This is a genomic window from Myxococcus sp. CA023, from assembly GCF_010998615.1.
In the GTDB taxonomy this organism is placed as follows: Bacteria; Myxococcota; Myxococcia; order Myxococcales; family Myxococcaceae; genus Myxococcus.
Genome location: NZ_JAAEAH010000005.1, coordinates 68,613 through 88,809, shown reverse-complemented (window position 1 = coordinate 88,809; position 20,197 = coordinate 68,613). Strand labels below are relative to the sequence as shown.

General features: G+C 69.5%; 19 protein-coding genes. 14 read left to right on the top strand and 5 right to left on the bottom strand.

Going from position 1 to position 20,197, the window contains the following annotated elements:
* Positions 1-124 precede the first annotated feature (124 nt).
* The 3 genes from F8M74_RS02980 (at position 125) to F8M74_RS02970 (ending at position 3,977) form a co-directional block, all read left to right on the top strand.
* Positions 125-1,534, top strand: coding sequence for a serine/threonine-protein kinase (locus F8M74_RS02980; RefSeq protein WP_141252828.1), 1,410 nt, complete (start codon positions 125-127; stop codon positions 1,532-1,534).
* 574 nt (positions 1,535-2,108) lie between these two features.
* Positions 2,109-2,810, top strand: coding sequence for a hypothetical protein (locus tag F8M74_RS02975; RefSeq protein WP_228559157.1), 702 nt, complete (start codon positions 2,109-2,111; stop codon positions 2,808-2,810).
* 165 nt (positions 2,811-2,975) lie between these two features.
* Positions 2,976-3,977: a sensor histidine kinase gene (locus F8M74_RS02970; protein ID WP_141252898.1), complete on the top strand. Its 1,002-nt coding sequence runs from the start codon at positions 2,976-2,978 to the stop codon at positions 3,975-3,977.
* Here F8M74_RS02970 and F8M74_RS02965 read toward each other — a convergent pair.
* Positions 3,907-4,494 carry a cysteine dioxygenase family protein gene (locus F8M74_RS02965; RefSeq protein ID WP_141252826.1) on the bottom strand — a complete coding sequence of 196 codons (588 nt, stop codon included), beginning with the start codon at positions 4,492-4,494 and terminating at the stop codon, positions 3,907-3,909. The two genes, F8M74_RS02970 and F8M74_RS02965, sit on opposite strands and share 71 nt — an antisense overlap.
* 146 nt (positions 4,495-4,640) lie before the next feature.
* On the opposite strand from F8M74_RS02965, the gene F8M74_RS02960 reads away from it, so the two are divergent.
* The gene (locus tag F8M74_RS02960) at positions 4,641-6,155 is read left to right on the top strand and encodes an FAD/NAD(P)-binding protein (RefSeq protein WP_228559159.1); all 1,515 of its coding nucleotides are present in this window, start codon (positions 4,641-4,643) and stop codon (positions 6,153-6,155) included.
* Between the two features lie 9 nt (positions 6,156-6,164).
* On the opposite strand, the gene F8M74_RS02955 is transcribed toward F8M74_RS02960, so the two are convergent.
* Entirely contained in the window at positions 6,165-6,950 is a 786-nt protein-coding gene (locus F8M74_RS02955) for a 2-keto-4-pentenoate hydratase (RefSeq protein WP_141253599.1), read from the bottom strand.
* A 201-nt stretch (positions 6,951-7,151) separates the two neighbouring features.
* Here F8M74_RS02955 and F8M74_RS02950 point away from each other — a divergent pair, with 201 nt between their 5' ends.
* Positions 7,152-7,760: an outer membrane beta-barrel protein gene (locus tag F8M74_RS02950; RefSeq protein WP_216619891.1), complete on the top strand. Its 609-nt coding sequence runs from the start codon at positions 7,152-7,154 to the stop codon at positions 7,758-7,760.
* 24 nt (positions 7,761-7,784) lie between these two features.
* Here F8M74_RS02950 and F8M74_RS02945 read toward each other — a convergent pair whose 3' ends face one another.
* Positions 7,785-8,567: an SDR family oxidoreductase gene (locus tag F8M74_RS02945; protein ID WP_141253601.1), complete on the bottom strand. Its 783-nt coding sequence runs from the start codon at positions 8,565-8,567 to the stop codon at positions 7,785-7,787.
* 179 nt (positions 8,568-8,746) lie between these two features.
* Between F8M74_RS02945 and F8M74_RS02940 the strand changes: the two genes are divergently transcribed.
* From F8M74_RS02940 to F8M74_RS02905, 8 genes are all read left to right on the top strand, one after another.
* A complete protein-coding gene (locus tag F8M74_RS02940) occupies positions 8,747-9,004 on the top strand; it encodes a hypothetical protein (RefSeq protein WP_141253602.1) in 258 nt (85 codons plus the stop codon).
* A gap of 342 nt (positions 9,005-9,346) precedes the next feature.
* Positions 9,347-10,789, top strand: coding sequence for an aldehyde dehydrogenase (locus F8M74_RS02935; protein ID WP_141253603.1), 1,443 nt, complete (start codon positions 9,347-9,349; stop codon positions 10,787-10,789).
* 33 nt (positions 10,790-10,822) lie between these two features.
* Positions 10,823-11,254 carry a RidA family protein gene (locus F8M74_RS02930; RefSeq protein ID WP_141253604.1) on the top strand — a complete coding sequence of 144 codons (432 nt, stop codon included), beginning with the start codon at positions 10,823-10,825 and terminating at the stop codon, positions 11,252-11,254.
* Positions 11,255-11,779, top strand: a complete 525-nt coding sequence (gene nbaC / locus F8M74_RS02925; protein ID WP_011551040.1) for a 3-hydroxyanthranilate 3,4-dioxygenase — start codon at positions 11,255-11,257, stop codon at positions 11,777-11,779.
* On the top strand, positions 11,776-12,792 hold the full coding sequence (locus F8M74_RS02920; protein WP_141253605.1) for an amidohydrolase family protein: 1,017 nt from the start codon (positions 11,776-11,778) through the stop codon (positions 12,790-12,792). The genes nbaC and F8M74_RS02920 overlap by 4 nt, the downstream gene beginning before the upstream one ends.
* Positions 12,789-14,069 (top strand): kynureninase, encoded by a 1,281-nt coding sequence (gene kynU / locus F8M74_RS02915; RefSeq protein ID WP_141253606.1) that lies wholly within the window; start codon positions 12,789-12,791, stop codon positions 14,067-14,069. The genes F8M74_RS02920 and kynU overlap by 4 nt, the downstream gene beginning before the upstream one ends.
* A complete protein-coding gene (locus tag F8M74_RS02910; protein WP_141253607.1) occupies positions 14,062-15,456 on the top strand; it encodes an NAD(P)/FAD-dependent oxidoreductase in 1,395 nt (464 codons plus the stop codon). Before kynU ends, F8M74_RS02910 begins: the two co-directional genes overlap by 8 nt.
* Positions 15,434-16,171 carry an SDR family oxidoreductase gene (locus F8M74_RS02905; RefSeq protein ID WP_141253608.1) on the top strand — a complete coding sequence of 246 codons (738 nt, stop codon included), beginning with the start codon at positions 15,434-15,436 and terminating at the stop codon, positions 16,169-16,171. Before F8M74_RS02910 ends, F8M74_RS02905 begins: the two co-directional genes overlap by 23 nt.
* A gap of 31 nt (positions 16,172-16,202) precedes the next feature.
* Here the strand turns inward: F8M74_RS02905 and F8M74_RS02900 are convergent, their stop codons facing one another.
* Positions 16,203-17,009: a S9 family peptidase gene (locus tag F8M74_RS02900; RefSeq protein WP_141253609.1), complete on the bottom strand. Its 807-nt coding sequence runs from the start codon at positions 17,007-17,009 to the stop codon at positions 16,203-16,205.
* 333 nt (positions 17,010-17,342) lie between these two features.
* Between F8M74_RS02900 and F8M74_RS02895 the strand changes: the two genes are divergently transcribed.
* Positions 17,343-18,782: a glutamine synthetase family protein gene (locus tag F8M74_RS02895; RefSeq protein ID WP_141253610.1), complete on the top strand. Its 1,440-nt coding sequence runs from the start codon at positions 17,343-17,345 to the stop codon at positions 18,780-18,782.
* Between the two features lie 74 nt (positions 18,783-18,856).
* On the opposite strand, the gene F8M74_RS02890 is transcribed toward F8M74_RS02895, so the two are convergent.
* Complete coding sequence (locus tag F8M74_RS02890; RefSeq protein ID WP_141253657.1) at positions 18,857-20,134, bottom strand: APC family permease; 1,278 nt, start codon at positions 20,132-20,134, stop codon at positions 18,857-18,859.
* Positions 20,135-20,197: the final 63 nt, after the last annotated feature.

The window sequence follows — 20,197 nt, the reverse complement described above, 5'->3', positions numbered from 1 at the left end:
GGGACGCGCCCACGTCCTCCCCGATGGGTGGCCAACGCCCACACGCCGATGCCGCGGCGCGGCGGGAATTCAACCCGGCGTCAGAGCAGACTCCTTGGGGAAAGGTGTAAGGATGAGGCACCCCATGGCGGCGGACTCCGAGAGCACCTTTCGCATCCAGGCCCGAGCGGACCTGCATGCATCCGAGCGGGCCCAGAGCGAACCTTCCCGTGCGCAGCGAGGCCCGGGCACGCTGGCCGGAGAGTACTTCCTCAAGGCGCTGCTCGCATCGGGCGGGCACGGCAGCGTGTACGAGGCGGAGCACCGCATCCTGGGCCGGCGGGCCGCGGTGAAGGTCCTCCACCCGCACCTTGCGGACCAGGGGGAGATGCTCAAGCGCTTCGTGCGCGAGGCGCGCGTGGTGAACCAGATTCGCCACCCCAACATCGTGGACGTGTATGACTTCGGGCTGATGCCGGACGGCAGCCCCTACTACGTCATGGAGCTGCTCACCGGCCGCACGCTCAGTCAGGTGGTGCAGGAGCGCGGGCGGCTGTCGTCGACGCGCGCGCTCGCGTACCTGGAGCCCGTCTGCGGCGCGCTGGAGGCCGCGCACCGTGCGGGCGTCGTCCACCGCGACTTGAAGGCCAGCAACATCCTCGTCGTGGAGGAAGGTGAGCGCCCCCGGGTGAAGCTGCTGGACTTCGGCATCGCCAAGCTGCTGCACGCCGAGCCTTCGCAGGAAGGGCTCACCATCGCCGGCCAGCGGCTGGGCACCGCGCACGCCATGGCGCCCGAGCAGTTCCGCGGCGGCCCCATTGGCCCGCACACGGACATCTACGCGCTGGGCGTGCTGCTGCATCAGCTCATCACCGGCCGCTATCCCTTCCAGTGCGAGGACCGGATGGAGCTGGAGCGGCTGCACCTGGAGGCGCCCGCGCCCCGGCCCAGCGTCCTCGCCGCGGTGTCCCCGGCGGTGGACGCGGTGGTGCTGCGCTGCCTGGAGAAGGACGGCAGCCGCCGCTTCGGCAGCGTGACGGCCTTCCTCGCCGCGCTCAGCGAAGCGGCCGAGGAGCCCGTCCAGCCCACGCGCCGCACACGGCTGGCGCTGGCCGTCCACGCCGAGGTCGTCCTCGCCGCCTCCGCCCAGGATGACGACGCCGTGTACGCGGTGCTCGCGGACGTGCTGGATGGGCTCGAGCAGGGCCTGCGCGGCGGCGGCTTCCTGCTGGCGCTCCAGTCCGGCACCTCCCTGCTGGCCGTGCACCCGCTGGACCACGGCGCCCCCAGCGCCGAGCGCACCGAGTACCTGCGCGAGGCGGAGCGCACGCTGCGGGTGCTCCAGGACATGGCGCAGAAGCTGGCGGACCCGGTGAACGCCCGCGTCCACCTCTGTGTCCACCTGGGCCAGGCGGAGACGCGCGGCGATTCCTCGGAGTCGGAAGTCGTGGGAGGCCCCGTCACCGACGTGGGCACCTGGCGCCTGCGCACCGCGGATGGCTTCGCGCTCACGCCAGCGGCGTCGCTCGCCCTGGAGTTCGACGAGAGCGACTAGCTGACGGAAAACACGTATCTGTTATCAGCTTGCGAGCAGGTGAGCGTGACGCCGTCGCCCATGACACACACCAGGTGTCTCCGGGCAGACCCCCACCCGAATTTTCCCGCTGGGCCATATTTCTCACGGCTTGAACACCGTCACACTGGTCTCACCCATCAGCGACAGTGTTTCAGTTCGTGGGAGCTGGAGCTGATGGCATCCGGGGAGCAGGCATTGCTCGCTCCCCGAAACGGGGGAAGCCATGCGTCTCATGCCAGCGTTTCTGTCTGGAATCCGAATCAATCACTGCCTGAAACACCTGCGCCGGCCGCGCATCGCCGGAGGGCTGCTGGGCCTGGCGCTGGGATTCGGAGGCGGGGCATGTGGTCCAGCGGAGCTTTCGGGTGATACGTGGACGCTGTGCGAAGCCCACGGGTCGGCCGATTCGGGCAACGGACTGTCAACCAATGGCTTATCAACCAATGGCCTTTCAACCAACGGGCTGTCCACCAATGGCTTGTCAACCAATGGGCTATCCACGATTGGATTCTCCAACTGGTTCAACCAGGACCCCGCACACGCCGATGAAATCATGCGTTACATCATCCGGTGCGCGGTGAAGGGGAATCAGCAGCGCAAGTACACCAACCCGGTGACGGGGGTGAAGTACACTTGGGAAGGAGGCCTGGGTCTGGCACACAACTGGGCCACGGGCGCACCGGCGACAGTCCAGGAAGAAGAAGTCGTCTCCGCCTGCCTGGCGGCCCATGCGAACAAGTTCGGGATTCCCGTCGCCATCTCCGTGCTGGGCCGCGACGCGCGGGGCGGTGCCCTGCCGTACACGGAGCAGGAGCTGTCGACGTTCAGCGAGCGGGAGGCGTGCTTCTTCGGCAACCTCTTCGACGGCACCGGCGTCTTCGCCGCCACGGACCGCGGCTACCTGCGCGAGGACGAAAGCACCGTGCGCGCCTGCGGCCTGCCCTCGAACCCCGCCCACGCGGACTGCCTGCCCATCATCCACGCGGGCACCTGCGAGTCGCTCTGCCAACGCGCCGCCACGGCGGCCCTCCCCTTCGACCGGGACGCGGACAAGAAGAACCCGCCCCCCCACGGCGAGCCGCCCTATTACGAAACCTGCACGTATAACGGACGGACCTTCCTGCCGCTCACGACGCGTCTGCAGCCACGCGACATCCACCGCTGTGGAGACGGCGTCTGTCAGCTCACTGAACGTTGCGGCGACGGCGCCGCGGCGGGAAGCTGCCAGGCGGACTGCGGCACGTGCCCCTACTGATGCAGCGGGTGCTCGGATGGAACACACTGCCTCCGTCCTGCGGCACACGCTGTCACCATCCTTCCGTCCCTTGCCCCTGACCGCCATGACAGTGTTGACTACGCGGGTCTGTCGCGACTCGGGGATTTTCCACGAACAGACACCACACCGCTGGAGCCGGACGTGATGACGCTGCGAGCGAGGGTGATGCTGATGTCGGCGGTGGCACAGCGGCGCGGAACACTGCGGCGCGCCTTCGACACGCTCCAGGGCCCCACAGTGAATGGCGTGCGGCTTCGCGCGCCGCGGTCCTCCACACGCGAGGCGGCGCTGCTGGAGGAGACGGTCCGCGAACGGACCGCGGCGCTGGAGGCGGCCAACGTCAAGCTGTCCCGCAGCCTGGAGCAGCTGCGCGCCACCCAGGCGCAGCTGCTGTTCGCGGATCGGCTGATTGCGCTGGGCCGCATCGCCGCGGGCGTGGGACACGAAATCAACAACCCGCTGGCCTTCATCCTCAGCAACCTGGAGTACATCCACCAGGAACTGCAGCAGAAGGAGCACCTGTCCGAGCAGGACCGGCAGGAGGTGCTGGAGGCGCTGGCGGAGACGCGCGACGGCGCAGAGCGCATCCGCCTCATCGTCCGGGACCTGCAGACGCTGTCACGCGCGGAGGACGTGGGCACGGGCCCGTCGGACCTGGGCTCGGTGGTGCGCACGGCGGCGAAGATGGCCATGCACGAGCTGCGGCACCGCGCGCGGCTGGTGGTGGAGTGTGAAGGCCTGCCGCCGGTCCAGGGCAACGGCGCGCGGCTGGGTCAGGTGTTCCTCAACCTGCTGCTCAACGCGGCGCAGTCCATCGTCCCTGGCGAGGTGGAGAAGAACGAGGTCCACATCGTCGCCTGCGAGTCGAAGGCCGGACGGGTGGCGGTGGAGGTGCGCGACACCGGCTGCGGCATCTCCCCGGAGCATCGCGAGCGCATCTTCGACCCGTTCTTCACCACCAAGCCCCTGGGCGTGGGCACGGGCCTGGGGCTGGCGGTGTGCCATGGCATCGTGACGTCGCTGGGCGGAACCCTGACGGTGGAGAGCGCCCCGGTGCGGGGCAGCATCTTCCGCGTCACGTTGCCCGTGGCCGGCGCCTTCGCCCAGGCGCCTCGCGCTCCGCAGCAAGCGGACGCGGTGGCCTGAGCGACTCCGGCGCCAGGCTCGCGTCGTACGGCGTCATCCCCTGCATCGGCGGCGCGTAGAGGTGCAGGGACACCGCCCCGTGGCGGGACGCATTGTCGATGCGGTGGATGGTGTCCGGAAACTCCACCAGGAGGTCGCCCTCGCTCGCGCCCACGATGACCTCGGGCACCAGCCGGTCCCCCGCCCACGCGAAGCGCGTCTCTCGCAGCATGCCCCGCACCAGCCAGGAGGCGCCCCCGGAGCCGCCATGGTCATGGACGCGGGACGCCTGCCCGGGGAGCCAGGAGACGAGCAGCAGCTCGCACGCTGTCGTCCGGGCAATCGTCTGCCGCGTGTAGCCCGAGGGCTCGAAGCGCACCAGCTTGTCCAGCAGTCCCCAGTCGACCCTGCTGGAGCGCAGCCGCTCCACCAGCCATGCCATGGAGACGATGTCTTCTGTCTGTTCCGGCAATGACCAGCCGAGCAGCGCCTGGGCCACCGCGCCGTGCGCACGCTGGTCGATGATGGGCTCGCGCATGGTGTTTCCCCCCGCGTGTGCGACGGAGTGTGAGCACGGAACAAGCCCCTGCCCAGGGAGGAGGGCCGGACATCCGGGCCCGGCGCTTGGACACCCGGCCGCCACCAGAGGATGCCAGCGAGCATGTCAGGACCTACGATGGGTGCGTGCGAGCACAGGGGTGGTGGGATGTGGCCATCGTGGGGGGAGGCGCCAGCGGCACGCTGCTGGCCGTGCACCTCCTGAGGAGCGCGCGGGCGCCGCTCCACGTGGCCTTGGTGGAGCGGAGTGGGCGGGCGGGCCTGGGTCTGGCGTATTCGACGACGAGCCCGTGTCACCTGCTGAACGTGCCAGCGGCGCGGATGGGGGTCTTCGCGGACGACCCGGAGCACTTCCTGCGCTGGGTGCGCCGAGAGCTGCCTGACACGGCGCCCGGCGCGTTCATCTCCCGCCAGCGCTATGGCCGCTACATGGAGTCCGTGCTGCGCGAGGCGCGCGCCCAGGCCGTGCAGGGCGTGCATCTGGAAGTGGTGACCAGCGACGTCGCCTCGGTCGAGGAGACGGACGACGGCACGGTGCGCGTCGCGCTGGCGAGCGGGGGGCAGTTGGTGGCCCGGACCGTGGTGCTGGCCCTGGGCAATGCGCTGCCCTCCAACCTGCGCGTGCCCGACGGCGGGCTGTACGCCAGCCGCCGGTATCACCGCTCCCCTTGGGCTCAAGATGCGCTCCGGGGCGTGTCCGCCACCGACGACGTGCTGCTCATCGGCACGGGGCTCACCATGGTGGACACCGTGTTGTCGCTGGTGGAGCAGGGACACCAGGGACACATCCATGCGCTGTCCCGGCACGGCCTGTTGCCCCACGTGCACCAGGAGATACCCCGGGCGGGTGCCACGACGTATGCCTCGCCCGGCATCCGGGAGGCGCTGCGGGCCCTGCGCAAGGAGGTGCGGCGCGAGCGCGGCGACATGAGCGCGACGGGCACGCACGCCGTTCCCATGCGCATCCGCCCCATCCTCCATCTCTTGCGCCGGGAGGTGCGGCGCGCGGCGGAGGCGGGCGCGGACTGGCGGACGGTGGTGGACGCGCTGCGGCCCGTGACGATACCGCTGTGGCAGCGGTTGCCGGTGGGCGAACGACAGCGCTTCCTCCGGCACCTGCGCTCGTACTGGGACGTGCACCGGCACCGGATGGCGCCCAGCATTGGCGAGACGGTGGAGCGGTTGCGGCGCGAGGGCCGGCTGACGCTCCATGCGGCGCGCGTCCGGGGCTTCGCGCTGGAGGCATCCGGCGTGGAAGTCCGCGTGTGCCCTCGGGGCCAGGGCGGGGAGGAGACGCTGCACGTCCAGCACGTCATCAACTGCACGGGGCCGGAGGGCGCAATGACGCACGGCCATCCGGTGCTGGGTGGGCTGGTGGAGACCGGGCTGGTGCGCCCGGACGTCCTGGGCATGGGACTGGCCACGGACGCTGACGGCGCGCTGCTGGACGCGGGCGGACGCGCCTCTGGACGCCTCTACACCCTGGGCCCGCCGCGCCGGGGCGAGTTGTGGGAGACGACGGCCGTCCCCGAGATTCGAGGACAGGCGCGGGAGCTGGCGTGGCACCTGCTCCAGCGCCTGTCATCCACGCGGGCGCCTCGGCCGGTGATGGAAGCAGCGGGCGTTCCGCTCGACGGGTAGCGCCCGGCGCTACTCGGCGGACACCGCCACGATGCCCAGTCCTTCCACCGTGAGCTGCACCCGGTCCCCCGGGCGCAGCATGTGCGCCGCGGTGGCGGCGCCCGCGAGCACGATGCTCCCCGCCGGCAACACCTGGCCGCGCTGGGCCAGCAGCTCACACAACTGGATGACGGAGACGACTGGATCGCCAGAGATGGCGTCCGAGCGGGCGGATTGAACGGGCTCGCCATTCACCGAAAGGGTCATCTCCAGCCGCGTGAGGTCCATCGCGCGCGGAGGATGCTCGGTGGTGCCCAGCACGAACAGCGAGGACGACGCGTTGTCCGCCACCACGTCCGGCAGGGAGAAGTACTTGAAGTCGCGGTAGCGCGAGTCGAGGATTTCCATCGCCGCGAACACGGACTCGCAGGCGTCCAGCACCTCGTCGCGCGTCACCGTGCCGCGAAGCTCACGCGCGGTGCGGAAGGCAATCTCCGGCTCGATTTTGGGGTGGACGCCCTGTGACAGTTGAATCACGCCGCCGGCGGGCACCTGCATCCGGTCCGTGAGCACGCCATACACGGGCGAGTCCAGGTTCATCTGCTTGCGCTTGGCCTCGGAGGTGAGGCCCATCTTCAAGCCCACCACGCGCTCGCCGTGGGACAGGCGCAGCCGGATTCCGGCCTCCTGGATGGCGTAGGCATCCGGCACGCTCAGTGCGGGTTGCTCGCGGGTGAGGGGCGCCACCTCGCGGCGCTCCAGCCTGGCCGAGTCCAGAAAATGTGCCAGTGCCTCGTGGTCCACGGTCGCGGTCATCCCCGTCCCTCTCTTGGTCGTTCCGGCCACGCCAGGATGGCGCACCGCCCGGATGGTGGCGCGGAGCTTCCGGCACCCGAACGCGGACGCGCAAGCCTCGCGAACGCGGCCCGGCCTGAAGCGGATGCTGGCCTTTCAGCTCGCCGTGCTAGATAGCGCAGAGACCCCGGCCGGGTGGGATTCTCCGAAGGAGCTGTTTTCATGCGATACCCCAGCATCATCGCGGCCCTGCTTTTCACTGCCACCACCGCGAGCGCCCAGGAATACGACGAGAACGTCCACGACGGCTTCTACCTGCGCCTGCAGGTGGGCGGTGGCTATCTCCGAGCCAAGGCGACTGACATCTCGCCCGAGCTCGTGGTGAAGGGCGGCGGCGCCAACATCAACGCGGAGCTCGGCTTCGCGCTCGTCAACAACTTCATCCTCTACGCGAAGTTCTACGGTGCGTCCGCTCCCAACCCGAGCCTCCAGGTGGGGGACCTCACCGTCGAAGGGCAGAACGAGAATTTGAGCGAGAACTTCGGCGCCGTGGGCTTGGGCGTCACCTATTACATCATGCCCGCGAACGTGTATCTGTCCGGCGCGCTCACGTACACGCAGCTCAGCGTCACCGACGACGGCGAGAAGGTGGCCGAGTCGGACATCGGCGGCGGACTGCACCTGGGCGTGGGCAAGGAGTGGTGGGTGAGCAAGAACTGGGGCCTCGGCATCGGCGCCGAGCTGGCCCTGGGCCGCATCCGGAACGAGTCGAACAGCGATAGCTGGAACGTCACCAACGTGTCGCTCGTCTTCTCCGCGACGTACAACTGAACGGCGCCGCCGCGGACGCCAGCCTCAGCCCTGCTGGTTGAGGCTGGCCGCGAGCGCGCGCACCGCCACGCGCGGGCTGAAGCGCACGCCCAGGGTCCCCACCCAGTTGAGCAGTCCGTGGATGGAGAGCACCCGGCCGCGCATCATCATCGCGTAGGCATGGGCGGCCACGTCCTCCGCCCTGGCCACACCCGGCCGCTGAAACAGCCGCGTCTGGCCGTTGCCCGCGCGCTGGGTGAACTCCGTGTGCGTGGCACCCGGGCAGTGGCACGTCACCGTCACACCCGTGCCCTTCAGTTCGTGCGCCAGCGCCTCCGACAGGGACACCACGAAGGCCTTGGTCGCGAAGTACGTGGCCATGAAGGGGCCGGGCTGGAAGGCCGCGGTGGAGGCGACATTGAGGATGCGCCCGCTGCCCCGCTCCCGCATGGGCCGCGCGAACAGGTGCGACAGCTTCAGGAGGGCGGTGCAGTTGACCTCCACCATCTCCGCCTCGCGCGCCAGGTCCTGCTCCAGGAAGGGACCACACGAGCCGAAGCCCGCGTTGTTCACCAGGAACTCCACCACCAGCCCCTTCGCGCGCACGGCCTCGAAGAGCTGCTCGGGAGACTCCGGCCGGCCCAGGTCCGCTGGGAAGACGTGTGCCTTCACACCATGGGCCTGCTCCAGCTTCGCCGCCAGCGCCTCCAGCCGATTCGCGCTGCGCGCGACCAGGATGACGTCGTGTCCGTCCTTCGCGAACAGGTGTGCGAACTGCTCTCCCAAACCCGCCGAAGCCCCGGTGATGAGCGCCACTTTCCGCGACATGATGTCTCCTCCAGGTACCGCGTTATAGCCGAGCGGCTCGAGCGTGGCGGTCCCACCAACATTCATCCGCCCCGGCAGGTGGGGCTGACGGGCGGCCTCGTGGCTTCAGGGAGCGCCCACGGCTTGCCGCGTCCTGGTGGGGTGGTGAGCTTCCCGTCCACCCAGGGGAGGGGCGACCTATGAAGCGAGGCATTCTCACGGGCTTCACCACCGGGCTGCTGACGGCCACCGCGGCCTCCGCATGCCCCACCTGCCGCCCCGACGTGGTGGCCACCATCCTCGATGAGCGCTTCTGGGGCCGGTTGTCCTTCACCGCCCTGCCCTTCCTCATCCTCGTCATCATCCTGGGCGCGCTGTTCTTCGCCACGCGAGAAGTCCCTCCCCCCGTGCCGGTGAAGCAGCGCGCACGGAGACAAGGGCGGGAGCGCTCCCGATGAGCGCCCGGAATCGCGGCCCGCTCATGCTCGCAAGACTGCTGCTGGGCGTTGGGCCGCGCGGGCCGTGAGGACCGGGTCCCCCGGGACCGACTGCGCGTGCCCCATCCGGCGCACTGACAGCGGCTTCACCGCGTGGCGCAGCTGGCGGCCCCCCGCGCGTTCGCGCAGTGCGGCATTTCAAAGGGCCTCCGAGCGGGCGGCCACGATTCCATGACAGTGGACTGCGGGCGCGCGTGGCGCTGGTGAGGTACGGAGGGGCGGCGTACATTGCGCGCCCTCCCACAGGGCTGGCGGGGTTCACCGTCGCCGGGCCATGGGCAGGCGCTACCGGAGGGCTCGGCCATGGAGAAGGTACTCAACTACATCGGTGGTGAGCTGCTGCCCGCACGCGGAGGCGGGTGGCTGGACAAGCCCGAGCCCGCGACGGCCGAGACGTATGCCCACGTGCCGGACTCCGACGCGTCCGACGTCCAGCACGCGGTGGAGGCCGCCGCGCGGGCCTTCCCTGCCTGGGCCGCCACCCCGGCCACCGAGCGCTCGCGCATGCTGCGCCGCATCGCGGACGGCATCCGGAGCCGCCTGGACGCCTTCGCCCGCGCGGAGTCCATCGACACCGGCAAGCCGCTGTCGGTCGCCTCCACGGTGGACATCCCGCGCAGCATCCTCAACTTCGAGTTCTTCGCGGACGCGGTGACGCAGTTCTCCAGCGAGGCGCACCAGACGGACGACGTGGCCCTCAACTACACCCTGCGCGCGCCGCTGGGCGTGGTGGGCTGCATCTCCCCGTGGAACCTGCCGCTGTACCTGCTCACGTGGAAGATTGCCCCGGCGCTCGCCATGGGGAACTGCGTGGTGGCCAAGCCGTCCGAGGTGACGCCGATGACGGCGTACCTGCTGGCCCAGGTCTGCCGCGACGTGGGCCTGCCGCCGGGCGTGCTCAACCTGGTGCACGGCCTGGGCCCCAAGGTGGGCGCCGCGATGAGCGAGCACCCGGACATCAGCGCCATCTCATTCACCGGCAGCACCCGCACCGGCGCTGAGATTGCCCGCGTGGCCGCGCCCGCCTTCAAGAAGCTGTCGCTGGAGATGGGCGGAAAGAATCCCAACGTCATCTTCGCGGACTGCGACTTCGACGAGGCGCTGGCCACCACGGTGCGCTCGTCCTTCTCCAACCAGGGTCAAATCTGTCTCTGCGGCCCACGCATCTTCGTGCAGCGGCCCCTCTACGAGCGCTTCAAGGAGGCGCTGGTCACCCGCACGCGCGCGCTCAAGGTGGGTGACCCGCTGGAGGCGGGCACGGACCAGGGCGCGCTCGTGTCGCAGCAGCACTTCGACAAGGTGCTGGGCTACGTGAGCCTGGCGAAGCAGGAGGGTGGCCGCATCCTCACTGGCGGACAGCGCGCCAACGTGCCCGGACGCTGCCGCAATGGCTGGTTCGTGGAGCCCACCCTCATCGAGGGCCTGGACGCGGGGTGCCGCACCAACCAGGAAGAAATCTTCGGCCCGGTGGCCAGCATCATGCCCTTCGACTCGGAGGACGAGGTGCTCGCGTGGGCCAACTCCACCCGGTACGGCCTGGCCGCCAGCGTGTGGACCCAGGACGTGAAGCGCGCGCACCGCTTCGCCTCGCGGCTGCACAGCGGCATCGTCTGGGTGAACACGTGGATGCTGCGCGATTTGCGCACGCCCTTTGGCGGCGTGAAGGACTCCGGTGTGGGACGCGAGGGCGGCTGGGACGCGCTGCGCTTCTTCACCGAGCCGAAGAACGTCTGCATCAAGCTGTGAGCCCCCCTAGCCCCCACGTGAGGAGAACACGCCGTGAGCAGTGACAGCGCACGAGTCGATTCGCAGAAGGCCCCCGAACCGGTGGGCCTGTACCCCCACGCCCGGCGCGTGGGCAACCTCCTGTTCCTGTCCGGCGTGGGCCCGCGCGAGCGCGGCACGAAGAAGATTCCCGGTGTGGAGCTGGACGCGGAGGGCAACATCGTCTCGTACGACATCGAGGCGCAGTGCCACTCGGTGTTCCGCAACGTCCGCTACATCCTGGAGGACGCGGGCTCGTCCTGGGACAAGCTGGTGGACGTGACGGTGTACCTCACCGACATGAAGAAGGACTTCCCCACCTTCAACCGGCTGTGGGCGGAGTACTTCAAGGACAACCCGCCGTGCCGCACGACGCTTGAAATCAACCGGCTGCCCACGCCGATTGCCATCGAGCTCAAGTGCATCGCCACCATCGGAGGTGAATGAATGGGCCGCCTGACCCCCATCAACTTCAAGAAGTGGATTGATGAGCACCGCCACCTGCTCAAGCCCCCCGTGGGCAACCAGCAGGTGTGGGAGGACCGGGAGTTCATGGTCACCGTCGTCGGCGGACCCAACGCGCGCACGGACTTCCACATCAACGAGGGCGAGGAGTTCTTCTACCAGCTCGAGGGCACGATGAACCTGCGGGTCATCGACGAGGGCCAGGTGCAGGACATCCCCATCCACGAAGGGGAGATATTCCTGCTGCCGCCCAATGTGCCCCACTCGCCCCAGCGTCCCGCGGGTACGGTGGGCCTGGTGCTGGAGCGCCGCCGCCAGCCGAAGGAGCTGGACGGCTTCATGTGGCTGTGCCCGCAGTGCGGCGAGAAGCTCTACGAAGAGTTCGTGCATGTCACCAACCTGGTGACGCAGCTGCCGCCCATCTTCGAGCACTTCTACGGCAACCCCGACAACTGCACCTGCAAGAAGTGCGGGACGAAGGTGGTCAAGGGAGGTCCCGCCCGTTGAAGGTCGACATCCACACGCACCTCCTCCCCGCCCACCTGCCGCGCTTCGCCGAGCGCTACGGCTACGGCGGATTCATCACCCTGGACCACCACGCGCCCTGCCGCGCGCGCATGCTCCGGGATGACGGCAAGTTCTTCCGCGAAATCGAAAGCAACTGCTGGGACCCGGTGAAGCGCATCGAGGAGTGCGACGCGGCCGGCGTCCACGTCCAGGTGCTGTCCACGATTCCAGTCATGTTCGGCTACTGGACGAAGCCGGAGCACGGCGCGGACCTGGCGCGCTTCCTCAATGACCACCTCGCCTCCGTGGTGCACGCGCACCCGAAGCGCTTCGTGGGCCTGGGCACGGTGCCGCTCCAGTCCCCGGAGCTGGCGGTGCGCGAGCTGGAGCGCTGCGTGAAGGAGCTGGGGCTGGCGGGTGTGCAGATTGGCTCGCACGTCAACGACTGGAACCTGTCCGACCCGGCGCTGTTCCCCTTCTTCGAGGCCGCCAGCGAGCTGGGCGCGTCCGTCTTCGTCCACCCGTGGGACATGATGGGCGAGGCGAAGATGCAGAAGTACTGGCTGCCGTGGCTGGTGGGCATGCCGGCCGAGGTGTCGCTGGCCATCTGCTCCATCATCTTCGGCGGCGTGCTGGAGCGGCTGCCCAAGCTGCGCTTCGCCTTCGCGCACGGCGGCGGCGCGTTCCCGCACACGCTCGGCCGGATTCAGCACGGCTTCGAGGCCCGGCCGGACCTGGTGGCCGTGGACAACAAGGTGCCGCCCCGGGACTACCTGGGCCGCTTCTGGGTGGACTCGCTGGTCCACGACCCGGAGGCGCTGCGCTACATCGTCCGGCTCTTCGGGCAGGACAAGGTGGCGCTCGGCAGTGACTACCCCTTCCCCCTGGGCGAGGACCGCCCGGGCACGCTCATCGAGTCCCTGACCGAGCTGGAACCCGCCGCGCGTGAGCGGCTGCTCTGGCGCAACGCCTTCGATTGGCTGGGACGCGCCCCCGAGGACTTCGCACCATGACGACGCCGTACCCCTTCGAGGACTCCGAGGTCTTCGCGCGGAAGCTGGACGCGGAAGACGCGCTGCGCGGCTACCGCGACGCGTTCCACTTCCCGCCTGGCCCGGACGGCAAGCCGGTGGTGTACCTGGCGGGCAACTCGCTGGGCCTGCAGCCGCGCAACGCCGCGCGCTACATCCAGGAGGAGCTGGAGGACTGGGCGCGGCTGGGCGTGGAGGGCCACCACCACGGCCGCCACCCGTGGCTGCACTACCACGAGCTCGTCACCGAGCAGGCCGCGCGGCTGGTGGGCGCCAAGCCGTTGGAAGTGGTGGTGATGAACACCCTGTCGGTGAACCTGCACCTGATGATGGTGTCGTTCTACCGGCCCACGAAGCAGCGCTTCAAAATCCTGGTGGAGGCCGGCGCCTTCCCGTCGGACCAGTACGCCGTCGCCTCCCAGGTGCGCTTCCACGGCTACGACGCGCGAGAGGCCGTGCTGGAGCTCACGCCCCGCGCGGGCGAGGAGACGCTGCGCACCGAGGACATCCTCGCCACGCTGGAGCAGCACGGCCACGAGGTGGCGCTGGTGATGCTGGGCAGCGTGAACTACCTCACCGGGCAGGCCTTCGACCTGGCCGCGATTACGAAGGCCGCGCACGCCAAGGGCTGCTTCGTCGGCTTCGACCTGGCGCACGGCGCGGGCAACCTGAAGCTGTCGCTGCACGAAGACGGGCCGGACTTCGCGGTGTGGTGCTCGTACAAGTACCTCAACGCGGGCCCGGGCGCGCTGGGCGGCGTGTTCGTCCACGAGCGGCACGCGAACACGAAGGACCTGCCCCGCTTCGAGGGCTGGTGGGGTCACGACAAGCAGACGCGCTTCCAGATGGGGCCCACCTTCAGCGCGCTGCCGGGCGCGGAGGGGTGGCAGCTCTCCAACCCGCCCATCTTCCAGCTCGCGGCGCTGCGCGCGTCCCTGGAGCTGTTCGACCAGGCCGGCATGGCGGCGCTGCGCGCCAAGAGCGAGCGCCTCACCGGCTTCCTGGAGTTCCTGTTGGACAGGCTGCCCGAGGGCTTCGTGCGCATCACCACGCCCCGGGACGTGAAGCAGCGCGGCGCCCAGTTGTCCCTGCGCTTCCGGGGCGAGCCCCAGGGCCTGCTGAAGCGGCTGGGCGACGCGGGCATCATCTGCGACTTCCGCAAGCCGGACATCATCCGCGCCGCGCCCGCTCCGCTCTACAACTCCTTCACGGACGTGTACCGCTTCGTGAAGACGCTGGAGGGCCACGCCCGTGAGTGAGGCTCGCAAGGACACCGTCACCGTGGTGGGCGCGGGGCTGGTGGGCTCGCTGCTCTCCATCTACCTGGCGCGCCGGGGCCACACCGTGGAACTGCTGGAGCGGCGCCCGGACATGCGGCGCGAGCTGGTCGACGCGGGCCGCTCCATCAACCTGGCCATCTCCACGCGCGGGCTGCACGCGCTCCGGCAGGTAGGCCTGGAAGACGAGGCGCTGAAGCACGCCATCCCCATGCGCGGGCGGATGATTCACCCGCCGCAAGGCGAGCTCGTCTACCAGCCCTACGGCAAGGACGACTCGCAGCACATCAACGCGATGTCGCGCGGGTGGCTGAACGCCTTCCTCATGACGGCGGCGGAGGCCACCGGGAAGGTGCGCATCCGCTTCAAGCAGCGGGTGACGGACGTGGACTTCGGCTCGGGCGCGCTCACGGTGCACGACGACGCCACCGGAGAGGCGCGCCAGGAGCCCGGCCGCGTGGTGTTCGGCACGGACGGCTCCGCCTCCGCCATCCGCCAGGCCTTGGAGAAGCGGCCGGACTTCAAGGGGACGCAGGAGCAGCTCGGCCACGGGTACAAGGAGTTGACGATTCCGGCGGGCCCCGGCGGCGCGTTCCAGATGGAGAAGCACGCGCTCCACATCTGGCCTCGCGGCACGTTCATGTTGATCGCGCTGCCCGACGAGGAAGGCAGCTTCACCTGCACGCTGTTCCTGCCCTGGCAGGGGCCGGTGAGCTTCGCGTCCCTGGACACACCCGCGAAGCTGGAGGCGTTCTTCGGCGCGCAGTTCCCAGACGCGAAGGCGCTCATCCCGGACCTGGTGGAGGCGTTCTTCTCGCGCCCCACGGGCAGCATGGTGACGGTGAAGGGCGCGCCCTGGCACGCGGGTGGGCAGACGCTGCTGCTGGGCGACGCAGCGCACGCCATCGTCCCCTTCTTCGGCCAGGGGATGAACTGCGGCTTCGAGGACTGCGTCGTCCTGAACCAACTGCTGGGACAGGGCGCCGGCTGGGAGCAGGTCTTCACGGACTTCGAACGCCTGCGCAAGACGAACGCGGACGCCATCGCCGACATGGCGGTGGAGAACTTCGTCGAGATGCGCGACAGCACCGGCGACCCGCGCTTCCAGCTTCGGAAGGCCGTGGAGAAGGTGCTGCTCAACGCCTTCCCGGGCGAGTTCGTCAGCCGCTACTCCCTGGTGAGCTTCAGCCACGTGCCTTACCGGCTGGCCTATCAGGTGGGTGCGCTGACGGACGGCATCGTCTCCGAGCTGAGCGAGGGCCTGCCGCGGGCGGAGGACGTGGACCTGAAGCGCGCGGCGGAGCTCATCCGAAGCCGACTGACACCATTCATGAAGGAGCACGCTGATGGATTTCGGACTGAAGGGTAGGCGCGCGCTGGTGATGGGCGCGTCCGCGGGGCTGGGCTACGCCATCGCGGAGGCGCTGGTGAAGGAAGGCGCCACGGTGGCCATCTGCTCGCGCGGTGGCGACAAGCTGGAGCAGGCCGCGAAGAAGCTGGGCGCGGCGCTCGCGGTGCCGTGTGACTTGACGCAGCCCGGGGCCGCGAAGGCGCTGGTCGAAACCGTCAGCGCGAAGCTGGGCGGCGTGGACGTCCTCGTGGTGAACACGGGCGGGCCGCCGTCGGGCGGCTTCGAATCGCTGACGGCGGAGCAGTGGCAGCTCGGCTTCCAGAGCCTGTGGATGGCCGCGGTGGACGGCATCCAGGCGGTGCTCCCGGGGATGAAGGAGCGCCAGTGGGGCCGCATCGTCCTGGTGACGTCGCTGGCGGCGCGCGAGGCGATGAACAACCTGACCATCTCCAACGGCCTGCGCGCGGGCCTGCTCGGGCTCGTGAAGACGGTGAGCAACGAGGTGGCGCAGCACGGCGTCACGCTGAACGCGGTGCTACCGGGTTACCACGCCACCGAGCGCATGCAGCAGCTCGGGCTGACGGATGAGAAGGTGGCGCCGCAGATTCCCGCGCGGAGACTGGGCCGCCCGGAGGAGCTGGCCGCGCTCACGGCGTTCCTCTCCTCCGAGCAGGCGTCGTACATCACCGGTCAGTCCATCGCGGTGGACGGCGGCGCGCAGCGGGGCTTCTGAGCCAACGGGACTCGGAGGCTGGTGCGCCCACTCACACGAGAGAGCGCACGGCCTCCACCACCTTGCCCCACTCCGGAGCCTTGGGGTCGATGACCTCGAAGTGCCCCGCGCCCGGCAAGGTGACGCAGCGGACGTCGTCTCCCAACTCACGGCCGCGCACGCAGAAGTCCTCGCTCATCAACACGGGCACGGTGTCGTCCTCCGCTCCGTGGACGAGCACCTGGGGCACCCCGATCGGCTGGAGCGACGCGGGCGAAGCCGTGCGATAGCGCTCCGGCACCGAGGACGGCGTGCCGCCCAGGAACGTCTCCACGATGCCATCCCCCAGCCGGTGCGCGAACGCGCGCGGCAGGTCCACGACGCCCGCCAGCGGCACCACGCCATGCAGGGGCAACGGCGCCGCACTGTAAAGCGCATCGCCGGGCCGCAGCCGGTGCCTGGCCCCCAGCCACGCCACCAGGTGCCCTCCCGCCGAGTGGCCGAGCGCCACGACGCGCGAGAGGTCCAGCGCATGCGCCTGTGCGAGCGTGCGCAGGAAGTCAGTGCCGCGCGCCACGTCCTCCAGCGTGCCGGGCCAGCCACCGCCTTCGTGCCCCACGCGCCGGTACTCCAGGCTCCACGTCGCGAAGCCGCGCCGGGTCAGGTCCGCGCACAGGTGCCCGGCATGCTCCAGGTCGTACTTCGCGCGCCAGAAGCCACCATGGATGACGACCACCACCGGGTGCGGCCCAGGCCCTTCGGGCATTCGCAGGTCCCCGAACTGGTGGGGCTCCCCGCCATACGCCACGCGCGCATCCGCGGTGGGAGCGGGCGTCTCCAGGACCCACATCGAGCTCATGCGGACATCCTACTCCGCGGCATCCGCCCGCCTGCCTGGGGCCGACCGGGAAGCCCTCCCCACGGCTACGCGGCCCACTTCCCGGACGCCCGCAACGAGCCCATCCAGACCGACCGCCCCCGGCCGCCCCAGTGTCCACCGGCCATCAATCCGAGGGCTCCCATGGTAGGCGCGAGTGTCATCCAGGGGGCTTAGAACGTTTCATCGCCAAGATTTTATGTTCCACATCGCCAGATTTAGACTTGATTTCCAAACGGCAAATGTAAATACCTGGGCCCACGGATTCATCCCGCCGCACCGACGGCGAAGAATCCGGCCTGGGAGGCACGAACAATGGACGCGAAGGGGCTACGGACGTTCCTGGAGATTCCCTACGACGAGCTCGAGGAGCGCAACCTCAAGGTCAAGGAGCAGCGCCTCAAGCACATCGCGCAGGAGAAGCTCCGTGACGAGCGCATCGAGTACCTGACGAAGGAACGCGCCATCAAGGCGGTCACCGTGTGCTTCACCGACCTCGAGGGTCGGCTGCACATGCTGGACTACGACAAGAAGTTCCTCATCAAGAGCGCCGACAACCTCACCTTCGACGGCTCCTCCATCCGGGGCTTCTCCGCGCAGCAGGAGAGCGACCTGCGGCTGAACATCGACTGGAGCGCCTTCTACTGGCTGCCCTCGGACATCTTCGGTCCGGGCAAGGTGCTGGTGTTCAGCGAGGTGCACGAGCGTGACGGCACGCAGTACCAGTCCGACCTGCGTGGCAGGCTGAAGCAGCTGACCGAGTCGATGTACCAGAAAGACGGCACGGTGGTCCACGCGGCGCCTGAAATCGAGGGCTTCCTCTTCAAGGGCCGCGACGCCGAGCACCACTTCCACGAGAAGGGCCACTTCGACTTCATCTCCACCGGCGGCTACTACCACTCGCTGCCCGGTGACGTGCTGCGCACGTTCATCGACAAGGTGGCCGAGGCCCAGCGCGCCATGGGCTTCCAGAACGAGAAGGACCACCCCGAAGTGGCGCCCAGCCAGTTCGAGATCAACTTCTCGTACAGCGAGGCCCTCATCGCGGCCGACCAGATTCAGCTCTACAAGCTGCTCAGCCGCCAGGTGGCCGCGCAGCTGGACTGCACCGCCAGCTTCCTCCCGAAGCCGGTGACGGGCGTCAATGGCAACGGCATGCACATGAACCTGTCGCTGTCCAAGGGCGGGAAGAACCTCTTCCACGACCAGAACGGCCCGGACGGCCTCAGCCCCATGGGCTGGGACTTCATCGACCGCATCCTCACCAGCGCGAATGACATCTGCCTCACGCTCAACTCCAGCGTGAACGCGTACCGCCGCCTGGACCCGCACTTCGAGGCCCCCAACCAGATCAAGGCCAGCGCCAACAACCGCGGTGCCATGGTGCGCATCCCCTTCGGAAACGAGCGCAGCGCGCGCATCGAGTGCCGCTCGGTGGCGCCGGACGCCAACCCGTACCTGGTGCTCTACACCCTGCTGCGCACCGGCATGGAGGGCCCGCAGCCGCAGGAGGACGCGGAGGCCAAGCGCAGCCGCACCCGCTTCCTGCCGGACAACATCTTCGACGCCATCCGCATCTTCAAGGGCAGCCAGTTCGTGGCGTCCATCCTGGGTGAGGGCTTGCAGAGCAAGTTCGCCGAGCTCAAGACGACCACGGCCGAGCGCAGCCCGAAGCAGCTGGGCACCCGTGTGAAGTACTCGGAGGTCAAGTTCCACCACGAGGTCACCAACCAGTACCTCTGGAACCAGTTCTAGGAACGGACGTCCGCACCGCCGGATTTCAGGAGCCGCCGCCCTCCCGCGACATGGGGAAGCGGCGGCTTCGTCCGTTACAGCGGCTCGCCGCGAAGCGCCGCTGGCGGCTCGGAAGCCCGGGGCCGCGACAGCCGCAGCAGCACCACGCCAGCGATGAGGGTGAGGGCCATGGTGACGCCTTCACGCGGGTTGGCGCCGAAGGCCACCAACGTCAGCCCCAGCCCCAGCGCGGGCACCGCCAGCAAGGCGTGAAGCGGACGCAGCCCCCGCTCGCGCCGCCAGGCCAGCGCGGCCAGCGCCGCGGACGTGACGCCGTACTGCATCAGCACCGCGATGCTGGAGAGGGCGAACAGCTCCGACAGGTCGCCCAGGTTGACGAACAGCAGGACCAGCGCCCAGGTGACAGCCAGCGCGCGCACCGGCACGCCTCCGGCGGACATCCCGTCCAGCCCCAGCAACGTGTGCGCGCCCGACGCCAGCGCGGACAGGTAGCGCGGCGTCGTCACCATCATCCCCAGGCAGATGCCCAGCGCGGACACGCTGGTGCCCGCCTTCACCCACCCTTCGAGCCCGGGCCCGCCCCACACGCCCGCCGCCGCGGCCAGCGGCGCGGCCTGTGAGGCCAGGTCCGGCAGCGCGGCCACGCACGCCCACACCAGGCCCACGTACAGCAGCACCGCCACCAGCAGCGAGCCCACCGTGGCCAGCGGCACCGTGCGCGATGACGAGCGCACCTGCCCCGCAATCACCGGGACGATTTCGAAGCCCTGGTAGGCGAACATCACCGTCAACCCCGCACGCAGCCACGACACGTCCACGGACGGGCCCGCGGCCACCGCCACGGCGGGAGGTGGCCCCGACAGCGCCAGGGAGGCCACCAGCAACGCGGCCAGCGGCAGCAGCTTGAAGACGGTGAGCGCCGTCCAGGTCCCCGCCGACACGCGGATGCCAGACGCCACCACGCCCGCCAGCGCCGTGACGAGGACGGAGGCGAGCACCGACTGTCCCAGGGCGCCCTCCAGGCCCAGGGAGGGCGCCACCGCCTGGGAGAGGCCCGCCACCACCGCGGCGGTGCTCAGGAACGCGCTGACGTAGGCCACCCACCCCACCAGGAAGGACGCCCGCTCTCCAAAGGCCGCGCGCGCGAAGAGGACGGGCCCGCCGTCCGCGTCGAAACGCCGGCCCAGCACGGCGAAGGCCAGCGCCACCGGTATCAACGCGAGCCCGGTGAGCGCGAAGGCGGCAATGGCGCTGGCACCCGGCGCCAGCGCGGCGACCTCCGCCGGGGCGAAGAAGATGCCGACGCCGACGATGCCATTGACGCCAAGCGAGAGGAGCTGGAACGGCCCCACCGGACGCGACGCGGATGCGACAGCGGGGGCGGAGGAAGGAACCGGCACGGAGGTAGTTCACTA

Excerpts from the sequence above, each read along its gene's own strand:
- F8M74_RS02980 (WP_141252828.1), top strand. The coding sequence starts at position 125 with ATGGCGGCGGACTCCGAGAGCACCTTTCGCATCCAGGCCCGAGCGGAC.
- F8M74_RS02975 (WP_228559157.1), top strand. The coding sequence starts at position 2,109 with ATGCGTTACATCATCCGGTGCGCGGTGAAGGGGAATCAGCAGCGCAAG.
- F8M74_RS02970 (WP_141252898.1), top strand. The coding sequence starts at position 2,976 with ATGACGCTGCGAGCGAGGGTGATGCTGATGTCGGCGGTGGCACAGCGG.
- F8M74_RS02965 (WP_141252826.1), bottom strand. The coding sequence starts at position 4,494 with ATGCGCGAGCCCATCATCGACCAGCGTGCGCACGGCGCGGTGGCCCAG.
- F8M74_RS02955 (WP_141253599.1), bottom strand. The coding sequence starts at position 6,950 with ATGACCGCGACCGTGGACCACGAGGCACTGGCACATTTTCTGGACTCG.
- F8M74_RS02950 (WP_216619891.1), top strand. The coding sequence starts at position 7,152 with ATGCGATACCCCAGCATCATCGCGGCCCTGCTTTTCACTGCCACCACC.
- F8M74_RS02945 (WP_141253601.1), bottom strand. The coding sequence starts at position 8,567 with ATGTCGCGGAAAGTGGCGCTCATCACCGGGGCTTCGGCGGGTTTGGGA.
- F8M74_RS02940 (WP_141253602.1), top strand. The coding sequence starts at position 8,747 with ATGAAGCGAGGCATTCTCACGGGCTTCACCACCGGGCTGCTGACGGCC.
- F8M74_RS02935 (WP_141253603.1), top strand. The coding sequence starts at position 9,347 with ATGGAGAAGGTACTCAACTACATCGGTGGTGAGCTGCTGCCCGCACGC.
- nbaC (WP_011551040.1), top strand. The coding sequence starts at position 11,255 with ATGGGCCGCCTGACCCCCATCAACTTCAAGAAGTGGATTGATGAGCAC.
- kynU (WP_141253606.1), top strand. The coding sequence starts at position 12,789 with ATGACGACGCCGTACCCCTTCGAGGACTCCGAGGTCTTCGCGCGGAAG.
- F8M74_RS02905 (WP_141253608.1), top strand. The coding sequence starts at position 15,434 with ATGGATTTCGGACTGAAGGGTAGGCGCGCGCTGGTGATGGGCGCGTCC.
- F8M74_RS02900 (WP_141253609.1), bottom strand. The coding sequence starts at position 17,009 with ATGAGCTCGATGTGGGTCCTGGAGACGCCCGCTCCCACCGCGGATGCG.
- F8M74_RS02895 (WP_141253610.1), top strand. The coding sequence starts at position 17,343 with ATGGACGCGAAGGGGCTACGGACGTTCCTGGAGATTCCCTACGACGAG.